Source organism: Enterobacter cloacae complex sp. SYL001, assembly GCF_049237025.1.
In the GTDB taxonomy this organism is placed as follows: Bacteria; Pseudomonadota; Gammaproteobacteria; order Enterobacterales; family Enterobacteriaceae; genus Enterobacter; species Enterobacter intestinihominis.
In genome coordinates, this window is the sequence record NZ_JBMKJI010000001.1 from 340,197 (window position 1) to 352,400 (window position 12,204).

Below are 12,204 nucleotides of genomic sequence, written 5' to 3' on the forward strand. Positions count from 1 at the left end.
GGAGAACAAAAATGCCAAAGGATACAACGTTTGAAATTCGGGCCGGTCATGGCCAACAGTTGGGCGCAAATTATGACGGAAAAGGGGTGAACTTCGCCCTGTTTTCCGCCCACGCGGAGCGGGTGGAGCTGTGTCTGTTTGATCCTTCGGGAAAAACAGAAATCGCCCGTCTTGAACTGCCGGAATATACCCATGAGGTCTGGCACGGCTATGTGCCGGACCTGAAACCGGGGGCGCTGTATGGCTACCGCGTTTACGGCCCCTACGATCCGGAGAACGGTCACCGCTTCAACCCCAATAAGCTGCTTATTGACCCCTATGCCCGTGAACTGGTAGGTGAAATTGAGTGGAACGATGCCCACTTCGGCTATGAGCTGGGACACGACGAGCTGGATCTCAGTTTTGACACGCGAGACAGCGCGCCGTTTACGCCCAAATGTAAGGTCATCGACCCCAATGCCGTTGACTGGCAGGACTCACGCCGGCCCGATATCCCGTGGCCGCATACCGTGGTCTATGAAAGCCACGTAAAAGGCTTTACCCAGCTTAACCCGGCTATTCCGCCTGAACTGCGCGGTACGTTTGAGGGGATGGGGCATAAAGCCTCGGTGGAGTACATCAAAAGCCTCGGCATTACCTCGGTCGAGCTGCTACCGGTTCACTGGTTCCCTGACGATCAGCACCTGCTCGATCGCGGCCTGAAAAACTTCTGGGGCTATAACTCGCTCGGTTTCTTTGCGCCAGCGTCCCGCTATTACGGCCCGGCGGGGATCCAGGGTTTCCGCGACATGGTGCGTGCTTATCATGACGCGGGCATCGAGGTGATCCTCGACGTGGTCTATAACCACACGGCGGAGGGCAACGAGCTGGGGCCAACCCTGTCGTTTAAGGGGATTGATAACTTCTGCTATTACCGCACCATGCCGGATCAGCACCGGTATTACATCAACGACACCGGCACCGGGAACACCGTTAACACCTCGCACCCGCGCGTGTTGCAGATGGTCATGGACTCCCTGCGTTACTGGGCGGAATCGATGCAGATTGACGGTTTCCGCTTTGACCTCGGAACCATTCTCGGACGCGAGCCGGAGGGATTTGACCCGCGCGGCGGCTTCTTTGATGCCGTGACCCAGGATCCGGTGCTGTCGAAGCTGAAGCTTATCGGTGAACCGTGGGATATCGGCCCAGGGGGATATCAGGTGGGGGGCTTCCCGCCAGGCTGGGGCGAGTGGAACGACAAATACCGCGACACGGTACGTGAATACTGGAAGGGAGATAACGTTTCTAACGATTTTGCCGCCCGTCTGTTAGGGTCCGGTGATTTGTACGATCTGCGCGGACGTCGTCCGTGGGCCAGCGTCAATTTTATCACCGCGCATGACGGCTTTACGCTGAACGACCTGGTATCTTACAACGAGAAGCATAACGCCGATAACGGGGAAGATAATAACGACGGACATAACGATAACCGGTCGTATAACTACGGTGAAGAAGGGCCGACGAAGAATCCGGATATTATCGCCACCCGCGAGCGGCAAAAGCGCAACTTCCTCACCACGCTCTTCTTCTCCCACGGCACGCCGATGCTGCTGGCAGGTGATGAGTTTGGCCGGACGCAAAAGGGCAATAATAACGGCTATTGCCAGGACAGCGAGATCTCCTGGATAAACTGGGAAGGACTCTCTGAAAACGACGAGAAGCTGCGCGACTTTACCCGTCGGTTGATTGCTCTGCGCGCTGAGCAGCCGCTGCTGCGCCGTGCAAACTGGCGCGACGGGCTTGAGATCCGCTGGTTTAACGCTGGTGGCGGACCGCAGCAGTCTGAGCAGTGGGACGAGGGTTCCACCCTTGGTCTTGCCATCAGCCGTCCGGATCTTGAGCAGGAAGAGGGCATCTGGCACGACGTGCTGATGCTGTTTAACCCGTTTGAAGGCACGGTGCCATTCCAGATCCCGCAGTTTGGCGAAGGGGGCTGGGTGCTGGAGCTTTCGACGGCGGATGATGCCCCTACAGGGGAAATCATCACGGAATCCGTCGATTATGAACTGGCCGGGCGGAGCATAACGCTTTTCCGCCGTCCTTAAAGCGAGGCCGCCGCGCGTGCGGCGGTATCATACAGGGAGGAGATCGCGCGGAGTAATTGCGCGGTCTCGCCAATCGACGCGCCCGGAATGCCGCTTTCCGCATGAATGTTGATCAGGCAGGCTTCCCGTACCTCCCGGTACTTCATGCACAGCGCTTTGCCTTCCTCCGTCGTCGAGAAAAAGAGCTCTTTCCCCGCTTTTTCACTGGTGACGTAACCCGCCTTTACCAGCTTTTTCAGCGCATACGTCACCACGTGGGTATCTTCCACGTTCAGCACAAAGCAGATGTCGGCCAGCTTTTTCTTGCGGTTGCGGTGGTTTACGTGGTGCAGAAGCGAGACGTCGAAAGCGCCCATATCCGGTTCCCCTGCTGCGGTCATGCAGCGTACCATCCATTTGTTAAACGCATTGCTGGTCATGATCAGCGCATATTCCAGCTCTGATAATTCAGCACACCGCTCTGAGACGAGATGGCGGGAGGAGACGATACGCCCGTCCGCAATATCGTCGTGGTTTAACGCTGTTTTCGTTTTCTTTGTCGTCATACCGATCCTTTCTCCAGAATGTAAACCCGTCGATAAAATAAGAACATTTTATTGATAAATTGTTTACATGTTTTTGACGTTCAGATATAGCTTTTTAGTGCAGGTTCTGTGGAGCCTCACGCAACACACAACATCGCGCGCCGTAATGCACCGGCTTCGCTCTGCTGCGAAGTATAAAAAATAGCCGTCGGCGCGCAACGCTCACTTTGGATAGGGTAACGTTTATGGACAGTTCTACACTGTTGCCACTTATCGGGATTCCGGTGGTGGTTATTGGTTTTGCACTGCGTTTCAACCCGCTGCTGGTTGTCGTGGTGGCGGGGCTGGCAACGGGCCTGCTGGTTGGCATGGATTTCGGTATGCTGCTGGAAACCTTTGGCGAAAAGTTTGTGAATAGCCGATCGCTCGCTACTTTCATTCTGATCCTGCCGGTGATTGGCCTGCTGGAGTATTACGGGCTGAAAGAGCGCGCCCAGGCCTGGGTCGCGAAGATCGCCAGCGCCACCTCGGCGCGTATCCTGATGCTCTACTTTGTTGCCCGCGAAGGGACGGCTGCGCTGGGCCTGATGTCGCTTGGCGGCCACGCACAAACGGTGCGTCCTCTGCTGGCGCCGATGGCCGAAGGGGCGGCCCTGAATGAATACGGCGAACTGCCGCAGACTATCCGCGACAAAATCAAAGCCCATGCCGCCGCCTGTGACAATATCGCGGTTTTCTTTGGGGAAGATATCTTTATCGCCTTTGGCGCGGTACTGCTGATTGATGCGTTCCTGAAAGAGAACGGGATCGAGGGGATCGAACCGCTGCATATCGGCCTGTGGGCCATTCCGACCGCTATTGCGGCACTGATCATCCATATGACGCGTCTGCTGCGCCTCGACGCCAGCATTCGTCGCGACGTGATGGCCTGGAGAGCAGAGCAGGGTACGCAGGAGATCGCACCATGATGACCCTTATCACCATTAACCGCGTGTACTACCTGATCGGCTTTGTCGTGATGCTGCTGGTTGTGATGACCCTTCGCGATCGCGCTAACCCGAAACGCTATACCACCGCGCTGTTCTGGTTTCTGTTTGGCGGGATCTTCCTGTTTGGCGATCTGATGGTGCAGGAGCTGGGTAAGTCGCTGGCGTATCGCATTATTGGCGGCGCCGTTATCGTGATTGCGCTACTGGCCGGTTTCGGGCTGGTCGGGAAGGGGCATTATAAAATGTCCACCGAGGAGGAGCAGGTTACCTCATCACACCGGCTGAAAAACTGGCTATTCTTGCCCGCGCTGATGATCCCGGTGGTGACGGTCATCGGGACGCTGTTTCTGAAAGGCGTGTCGATTGGCGGTGTCTATCTGCTAGACCAGAAGCAGCTTACGCTGGCGGCGCTGTGCGTGGCCTGTGTGGCAGCTATCCTCACCGGCTGGTGGCTGACAAAAGGTACGCCGCTGCATGCGGTTCGTCAGTCGCGTCGGCTGGTCGATACCATTGGCTGGGCGGTGATCCTGCCGCAGATGCTCGCCATGCTCGGCGGGGTGTTTGTGGTGGCGAATACCGGCGAATCGGTACAAAAGGTGGTCAGCCTGTTTGTGAACCCGGACAGCCGCTTCATGCTGGTGGTCATTTATTGCGTGGGGATGGCGCTGTTTACCATGATTATGGGCAACGCCTTCGCTGCCTTCCCGGTGTTAAGCGCCGGTATCGCTCTGCCATTCCTGATTAACGTCCATCACGGTAACCCGGCACCATTGCTGGCTATCGGCATGTACGCAGGCTATTGCGGCACGCTGATGACCCCGATGGCCGCCAACTTCAACATCGTGCCCGCCGCGCTGCTGGAGCTAAAAGACAAATATCAGGTTATCAAGATCCAGATCCCGACCGCGTTAACCTTGCTGGTGGTGAACGTGTTCTTAATGTATTTCCTCGTGTTTCGCTAAGGAGCTGCAATGGAATTAACGCAACATCAGGCTGACGCCTTCGCCAGAATGCCGTTGACCTATTTACGTCAGGAATATCCGAACCACATTATGCATCTGCTCAACGATGACGGCGACGTTCTGCCGCCTCGCGAGCTGCACCCGATCTTTTACGGCTGTTTTGACTGGCACTCTGCGGTGCACGGCTACTGGCTGCTGCTGCGCTGCCTGCGTCTCTGGCCCGAACTGCCGTGTCGGGAAGAGATCATCACTCTCTTCGAAGAACACCTGACCGACGAGAAGGTGGCGAAGGAGCTGGCCTATTTTACCGCGCCGTTCCGCGCGTCGTTTGAGCGACCTTATGGCTACGGCTGGCTGCTGGCGCTGGCCCAGGAGCTGAAACAATCGTCACTGCCGCAGGCGGAGCGCTGGTACCAGACGCTGCAACCGTTAACGCGGGATATTCGCCAGCGGCTGGTGGATTACCTCAGCAAGCTTACCTATCCGATCCGCGTCGGGACGCACTACAACACGGCGTTTGCGCTCGCGCTGGGGCTGGATTATGCCCGGGCGGTGAACGATGACACGCTTGAGCGCGCCATCCTGGACGCGGCAACGCGGTTTTACCTCGCGGACACGCAGTATCCTGCGCATTATGAGCCGGGTGGCGACGAGTATATCTCCGGAGCGCTGACCGAGGCCCTGCTGATGAGTAAGGTGGTGGAGGATTTCCCGGCCTGGTTCGATGCGTTTCTGCCTGAAGTGGGCGCCGTTTCTGCGCTCATGAACCCGGCTGAGGTGAGCGATCGCACCGACCCGAAAATCGCGCATCTGGACGGTCTCAACCTCAGCCGTGCCTGGTGTATGAAGCACATTGCCCGCGCCCTGCCGGAAAATCATCACACCCGGAAGCCATTACGCGATGCCGTTGCGCGCCATCTCTCGGCGAGCGTGGAGCATGTTGTCGGCAGTCACTACAGCGGCGGGCACTGGCTGGCGAGTTTTGCGCTGCTGGCACTGGAGTAGCGCTTAGTTGTATATCAGACTAAATGTTGCCAGGCTGTCTGCCAGCCCCGCGGTGGCCTGGGTTTCGGTGCGCACATATTGTGCGTCGTAATCCAGGGAAAACGCGGTCTGCCGGGCAGCGTTGGCAAAAGGTTCGACACCGGTGCTGTTGAGAGGAACGGTTGTGCCTCTGGCGGCACCGTAGTTATCGCCATACAGAATGCGGATCCCCACGCCGGTAGCGGCGCTCTCCTGTTGACTTAGCGCCAGCACATCGTGATTCTGCGCGTCTTTTTCAGTCGGACCAAAGAACCCGATCTTCACCGCTGCCGTTTGGGATGCGTCACAGACCAGAGGGATGATGAAGCGGTGTTTATCCCCATCCATTCCTTTGTTGAGATCGCTTACGCTACTTTGTCCCATATTGACGGTGATGTTGTTATCCGAGATATAACAGCTCGATTTATGCACTTTCAGGTCGGCGGCAGCGACTTCCACCGTCACGCCAGCTTCAGATATCACCGCGCCGTTAGCATCCTCCAGAATCAGCGTTCCTGCGCGAATTTGCCCGCTGTTCGGCTGTTCATAGACAATCTCCTGCGCGGTTTTATAAAACACGACGAAGAACTGGGTCGCCATTTGCGAGGGATCGTTTGTGCTGCAAATCGCAACGCTGTCATCCCCCGAGGCGATGTAATGCACGGGTTCAGCTGCACAGTGCGTGGTTTCGCGAACGCCCACCGCAAACCCGACGCCGGGAATATCTGGCACGTCATAAACGGAGGCCGGGGCGCCCGTACCGTTCGGCGCCACGCCGCTGACGGGCGCTACGGTTAAGGCATTATTGGCCACAAAGCGCATCGTTACCGGGCCGGTTCCCTCAGGACAGTTATAAAACGAGCGGTTTTCCTGGCCCAGGATAGCGCCTGAAAGCATCGACCCCGGAGGGATCGAGGGGTTATCAGTGATCGAGTAGTTTTGAAAGTTAATGACCGCATCGCCCATGGTCGGCGGGCAGGTCTGAGACGCCCTTGCCGTAGCGTGAATCAGCAAAAAAGCGAGCATCAGGAGATTGATTAAACGGTTGATATTGTTCACAGATATCTCAGTAAGTTATTGGCACTGAAGCTTCAGAAGCGTGACCGGAGTGCGGCCAGCGGTATCCGGAAGGCGTAATGGGGCGCTACAGCGCATATCCTGGCCTTTCTGCCGCCAGCTGGCATGCAAGGTCCCGCGTAGCGGCACGCCGCTGAGATAGACCTGTCCTGCTTCGCCAACGATGCCGACGCTTGATTTCGCAGACGTCCCGTTCGAGACATACGCGCTGGCGCCAAATGGAAGCGGGCGCCCGTGTGCCGTAAGGGTGATGAGCGTTCTGATGCCCACGTGGGTATGGTAATTCGCCAGGACGACCGCGCCGCTGGTCGGCACAATCGTTCTGCTGTTCTGGTCCAGATCGACATTTTCTGCCAGCGTTTCGGTATCCAGCGAAATGGTGTTTTTGTGATACGCCGATAAGGTTGGCATCACGGCATAACCTCGGGAGTCGGTGTGAACATTGGTCGCTCCTTCAACCTGAACGTCCGACGCCTCGTCAGCGCGGATCAGCGCCAGGGTATCCCCAAGGCTTTGGCTCAACGTCACCCCATACTGTGTTGCCACAATGCCGCCTGCCGCGCCGTAGTTCACGCGGTTGCTATAGCGATCGTGGCTGTACCCGAGACTGGCGCTGCCATAACCGCCGTGATAAGCCAGCGCAAGGTTGCTGTTCGCGGTATTGGCCTGGTTGTCGAAGCCCTGCTGGAGGTTATAGTTCAGGCGATCGTGGGCCAGCGCCGTACCATACAGCGAAACCTGCCGGGTAGTATGGCCATCAAGGTTATTGTTGAGGCTGTAGCTGGTTGTTGCGCCGGGTAACCAGCGGCTGAGTGGGACGCTGATGCTAAGGTTTATCGCCCGTTCGTTGTCGCTATCATCAGCGCTTGAGCGGGTGAGATAATACCCAACACTCAACGACACCCCTTTGTAGTTAGCGTAATAGCCAAGATGGACGGTTTGATCGACCGCCGAGGCGTTCCAGTAATCCTGACGGTAAAAGGATGCGCTGATATTGCCCAGCGCACCGAGATCCTGCGTCAAACTGAACTGCGTGCGGTTACGCCGGTTATGCACGTGCTGGTCTGGATCGCTGTCATCATTTGCTTCACTGAAACTGTAAAAGTCATGCGTCGTGTAATGGCTGGTCGAAAGGGTGAGCGACGTGTTCGTTTCAGCGAGATTTTTTTGGTACTGAGCGCGTATTTGCTGCCCGAGGGCCAGCCTGTCATCACTGAGGTGTGCTTTCGCCGCAACGGTGTCCACACCCAGTGCCCCAAACCGGCCAAAATCTTTACCTAATCCCAGCGCGAGAGCCTGATAGTGGCCGGAAAGCTCCGCTCCGCCGTACAGCGTCAGGCTTGAAGACAATCCGTAAAAGGCGGAGGCCTGAACAAACGGCGGGGTGTCGCCCTCGGCGTCAGGGCTGTTATACCGTCCGGCGCTGGCGCTGAATTTCAGTCGTTTCTCCCGTAGCATGAAGGCCACCGAGGAGTAGGGTTGGGTGAACGTGCGTTCGCTGCCGTCACTTTCATGGACCGTGATCTCAAGATCGCCGCTTTGCGAAGTGGGGAAGAGATCGCTAATGACAAATGCGCCAGGCGCAACATAGGTTTCATAGATGGTGTAACCGTGCTGGCGAACGCTGACGCGGGCATTGCTGTGAGCGACCCCGCGGATCGTGGGCGCGAAACCGCGCTGGCTGTCCGGCAGCATATTCTCATCCGAGGCAAGCTGAAGCCCCGTAAACTGAAAACTCTCAAAAACCTCGCCAGACGTGTAGGCATTCCCTATTGTTAACGCGCTCTTCAGCGGCGTAATGGCCCGCTGGAGTGATGTTCCCTGAGACTGCCAGTGATGGGTATTACCATATTCAAACGTGGCGTAATTGCGTAAACGCCACGCCCCCAGGTTGATACCGGATCGCAGGCTCAGATAGCTGCTGTTGTCATGAAAATTGTCGATGTTGGTTGTCGAGCCCGTAAGATTGTAATCGACAAAAGCAGCGGGGATGCCGTCGTCCCACTGTTCGGGAGGAATATAATCGGCACTTTTTTGCAACATGGCTGCCTGAGGAATGCTGAAAACCAGCCGATGATGGGTGAAGTCAAAATGCGTCGACGCATCGGGAATATATTTGCCGATGTCCGTAAATGTCTCCTCGTCATGCAGCGCATCGAACGAAGAGAAGGCCGCGATGTTTATCCCAAGTCTCTTGAGGTACGCCAGGTTGAGGACCGGTGAGAGCGTTCCCCCCGTATCAACGAATGCAATTTCGCGCTCATCCCGCTGCGTCTGGTTAACAACAACCGCGACACGATAACGTCCCGGCTGCTGACCGCCTTGTCGGGAAAAATAGCTTAAGTCGCTAGCCTGCTGCTGATCTGCGGTGATCTCCAGCGCCTGAGGATCGAAGTACTCATCGGCCTGTGCCCGGCGCACATGAATGCCAGACGTGACCGCACCCGCAAGCATCGCGAGCGTATAAATGCGGGGTAAATTGCGTGGGACGAGAGAATGCATGTGCGGTCGTTGGCTACATTCGCCAAAGGCGTGTTGTCACAGCGTCAGGATTGCGTGGCGACTCTCGTCAGCCCGCCGTAATCGTTGATCGCCTGCCAGCGAATGGTCCCCGAGCAGGGAATGTGCCATTGACGATCGGAGAAGGGGTCAATCATTCCCGGCATTTCAACGTCGGTGTTCCCAACGCTGACCTTGTAAAACGATACAAACCAGGGCGAGGGGTTGTGTGCGCTAAGCGTATTATTACGACAGGTAAATTTTAATTTTTTGTAGGCAAGTTCGGCATTGCCTTTCAACCCTGCGGGACGGAAAAATAACTTGAATTTTGACTTCACGTTAATCTGCAATTTGTTGCTGTTTGCTTTTTTGCTCGGGGCAATATTTTTGATGTTAAGCCAAAAAACAGATTCCCGGTCAGTGGGTAATGGCGTTCCAAGATAATTGATGCGCAGCGAGTTTTTCTGTTCCGCATCTAAACGAAATAACGTAGGCGTCACGATAAAGGGCGGAGCGGTTTTATTCTTACTGTCAATATTTTCAATCCACGACTGAATAAGATAAGGGGTTTCTTTTTCCATATTGGTAATGGAAAATGCCACTTCTCTTTGCCCCTCAAGGTACACAACACGCGTACCGCCCATCACAACCCCCGCGTGTGCTGACAGACTCATGCCGAGCGAATAAAAGAACAGGGCCGCGGTGAGTTTCTTCATTTTCAGATCCCCGTAGAGGTAAAAGATAAGCAGAGAAAGCTCTGCTTATCATCAGTCGATCAGTTATAAACCATCAGGAAATTGGCATCTGCGTCGGCTTCTCCGGTGCTGACGACATCGGTGGTGGCATTATAATTGGCGTAGAAATTGAGTGTTTTTGAATCTTCCCCTTCGGCAAGGTCGATACTCTGAGAAATATCACCAATTTTAATCTGCGTGTTACGGTCGCTTTCATAGAGTTTAACGGCAACGCCAGTCGCCGTATTGCCATCGCTGTCCACGGAAGAATTTAAACCCAGCAGGGTATTATCATTCGCATCTTTGTTACCATCAAACAACACGGCAACGGTTTTAACGGAATCCGGGCAACCTTCAACTGAGATCTGGAAAGGCGTGCGCGTGGTCTCTTTTTGGGTGGCAAAGTAGCTTGCAGCCCAGGTGCCTAATTCAACGGTTTGCCCTGCTGAGTCGGTGGTGATATTACAGGATGCATCGGTAATCTTACCGGTAAAATGGACTACGCCGCCCGTGCCCTGAGTCCCCGCATCGTTCTCTGGGTTGGTATTAATATTATTGTCGCTGTCACCAGAAGGAAGGCCCGCCAGCGCACTGCCACTTGCCATCATCAGGCCACAAAGGGTTAATGCGATCATGTTTTTTTTGTTGATCATGCCTATTGTTCTCATTCGCTCAAATATGTCAGTCTGGATATGCTGCTAGCAACACTGCCGGTGGCGTTATTGCTCAGAAAAAACAGCGCGAATGCTAACAAAATGCCAATCCAGGCCATAACAAAAGGTTGTCTAAAATTAAATTACTTTATTTTACGAAACTCCGTAACTTTCTTGTAACCTTACTTCGGATTTGCTGATGTCGTTTATTGATGTTGCGAATCTAATTCCTGCCTGAGGGTTTATATTTGCCTTGTCACAAACGGTGCATTATTCATTGTGAGCTCAGTGGAGCTACTTTGTTATTGTCTCGTCCTGGCAGGAATAAAAATGAAGATATTTATTATTTCTATTGGGATATCAACGAATGAAACTGACTAAAATTGGTGCGACGCTTATTCTGACTTTCTGTGGCGCGAGCGCGGCGACGGCTTCTAACACTATCACATTTAATGGAACGGTGCTCGATCAGGGTTGTGATATTGCCGTTGATGGCGGCACGGCAAATGCGACCGTTGATCTGGGCTCAACGGCGGCAACCGACCTCGCTACAAAAGGCGACCTTGGCGCGCCAAAACAGTTTGTGTTCGACCTGAATAACTGCCCAACCAGCACGACTGCAAATATTGTCTTCTCAGGCCCTGTTGATGCTGTTGCAGCCGATCCATCCTATTTTGCAAACACTGCTACGCTGGGTGCGGCAACCAACGTGGCCGTTCAGCTCAAGCAGGGCGGCTCAAATGGTACCATCGTCAAAAATAATGCAGATAACGATCCTATTACTTTCACCGATGGCACAGCGAGTCAAACCTATACCGCGCAGATGATTGCCACCGGGCAGGCCGTTGCCGGCGATGTTAACGCTGTTATTACCTATAACGTCCGTTATAACTGATTCCGCAGGAGGGGAAACCCTCCTTTTTAGTTTGTGAGTGCATTATGAAACCCATCGCCGCTGTTATTTTTTGCGTGGCCAGCGCCGCCAGCCTGAACGCGTCCGCCAGTATTGTTACCGGGAGTACGCGGGTTATTTTTGACGGCTCCCGCCAGGCCGCCTCTTTGTCCGTTGAAAACTCTGACAAGGTTACTAACCTGGTACAGTCGTGGATTAGCCCGGCTAAAGGCAGCCCGTTAAAAAAAGAAAATATGATTATTACGCCACCGCTATTCCGTCTGGAAGCCGGGAAAAAAGCGTCAATTCGTATTGTGCGTTCAGGTTTACCTGTTCCGGAAGATCGTGAATCGCTGTTATGGCTGAACGTGAAAGGGATCCCCGCTACCGACGGTAGTGAAGGTAAAAATACGATGCAAATTGCAATCAACTCAAAGATTAAGCTGATCTACCGTCCGGCAGCATTACAGGGGCAGACGCCAGAATCCAGTGCGGAAAAGCTTAAGTGGAACCTGACCGCGAAGGGTTTACAGGTCAATAACCCGACACCTTTTTATATGAACTTCTCACGAATTGAAATTAATCACCAGGCGTTAAGCGGACAGTATTTTGTCGCGCCATTCTCCAGGTTGAGTATTTCTGAAGGTGTTATGTCACCTCACGGCAAAGTAACCTGGTCGCTTATTAATGATTATGGCGTGAAAGGCCCGGACAAAGTCACCTCATATTAATCGACACCGTAAGTCTCCCGCACGGATACAGGG

General features: G+C 54.5%; 11 protein-coding genes. 6 read left to right on the forward strand and 5 right to left on the reverse strand.

All coding sequences use genetic code 11. From position 1 onward, the window contains the following. Window positions 1–11 precede the first annotated feature (11 nt). Window positions 12–2,087, forward strand: a complete 2,076-nt coding sequence (gene glgX / locus ACOTZP_RS01555; protein WP_271074732.1) for a glycogen debranching protein GlgX — start codon at window positions 12–14, stop codon at window positions 2,085–2,087. Here the strand turns inward: glgX and ACOTZP_RS01560 are convergent. Then, complete coding sequence (locus ACOTZP_RS01560; RefSeq protein ID WP_022648157.1) at window positions 2,084–2,632, reverse strand: winged helix DNA-binding protein; 549 nt, start codon at window positions 2,630–2,632, stop codon at window positions 2,084–2,086. The two genes, glgX and ACOTZP_RS01560, sit on opposite strands and share 4 nt — an antisense overlap. Before the next feature lie 224 nt (window positions 2,633–2,856). On the opposite strand from ACOTZP_RS01560, the gene ACOTZP_RS01565 reads away from it, so the two are divergent. From ACOTZP_RS01565 to ACOTZP_RS01575, 3 genes are read left to right on the forward strand one after another with little or no spacing between them, the layout of a single operon-like run. Then, the gene (locus ACOTZP_RS01565) at window positions 2,857–3,579 is read left to right on the forward strand and encodes a DUF969 domain-containing protein (protein WP_022648156.1); all 723 of its coding nucleotides are present in this window, start codon (window positions 2,857–2,859) and stop codon (window positions 3,577–3,579) included. Beyond that, on the forward strand, window positions 3,576–4,562 hold the full coding sequence (locus tag ACOTZP_RS01570; protein WP_421633589.1) for a DUF979 domain-containing protein: 987 nt from the start codon (window positions 3,576–3,578) through the stop codon (window positions 4,560–4,562). Before ACOTZP_RS01565 ends, ACOTZP_RS01570 begins: the two co-directional genes overlap by 4 nt. Before the next feature lie 9 nt (window positions 4,563–4,571). Beyond that, entirely contained in the window at window positions 4,572–5,567 is a 996-nt protein-coding gene (locus ACOTZP_RS01575) for a DUF2891 domain-containing protein (RefSeq protein WP_271074733.1), read from the forward strand. Window positions 5,568–5,570: 3 nt separating this feature from the next. Here ACOTZP_RS01575 and ACOTZP_RS01580 read toward each other — a convergent pair whose 3' ends face one another. From ACOTZP_RS01580 to ACOTZP_RS01595, 4 genes are read right to left on the reverse strand one after another with little or no spacing between them, the layout of a single operon-like run. Beyond that, the gene (locus ACOTZP_RS01580) at window positions 5,571–6,644 is read right to left on the reverse strand and encodes a fimbrial protein (protein ID WP_271074734.1); all 1,074 of its coding nucleotides are present in this window, start codon (window positions 6,642–6,644) and stop codon (window positions 5,571–5,573) included. A 15-nt stretch (window positions 6,645–6,659) separates the two neighbouring features. Beyond that, a complete protein-coding gene (locus ACOTZP_RS01585) occupies window positions 6,660–9,164 on the reverse strand; it encodes a fimbria/pilus outer membrane usher protein (RefSeq protein ID WP_271074735.1) in 2,505 nt (834 codons plus the stop codon). A 44-nt stretch (window positions 9,165–9,208) separates the two neighbouring features. Continuing rightward, on the reverse strand, window positions 9,209–9,877 hold the full coding sequence (locus ACOTZP_RS01590) for a fimbrial biogenesis chaperone (RefSeq protein WP_023300135.1): 669 nt from the start codon (window positions 9,875–9,877) through the stop codon (window positions 9,209–9,211). A gap of 59 nt (window positions 9,878–9,936) precedes the next feature. Continuing rightward, on the reverse strand, window positions 9,937–10,548 hold the full coding sequence (locus ACOTZP_RS01595) for a fimbrial protein (RefSeq protein ID WP_022648150.1): 612 nt from the start codon (window positions 10,546–10,548) through the stop codon (window positions 9,937–9,939). Window positions 10,549–10,915: 367 nt separating this feature from the next. Here ACOTZP_RS01595 and ACOTZP_RS01600 point away from each other — a divergent pair, with 367 nt between their 5' ends. Both ACOTZP_RS01600 and ACOTZP_RS01605 read left to right on the forward strand, forming a co-directional pair. Further along, window positions 10,916–11,443 (forward strand): fimbrial protein, encoded by a 528-nt coding sequence (locus ACOTZP_RS01600; protein ID WP_022648149.1) that lies wholly within the window; start codon window positions 10,916–10,918, stop codon window positions 11,441–11,443. A 44-nt stretch (window positions 11,444–11,487) separates the two neighbouring features. Continuing rightward, window positions 11,488–12,171 carry a fimbria/pilus periplasmic chaperone gene (locus ACOTZP_RS01605; RefSeq protein WP_023300134.1) on the forward strand — a complete coding sequence of 228 codons (684 nt, stop codon included), beginning with the start codon at window positions 11,488–11,490 and terminating at the stop codon, window positions 12,169–12,171. Window positions 12,172–12,204 lie beyond the last annotated feature (33 nt).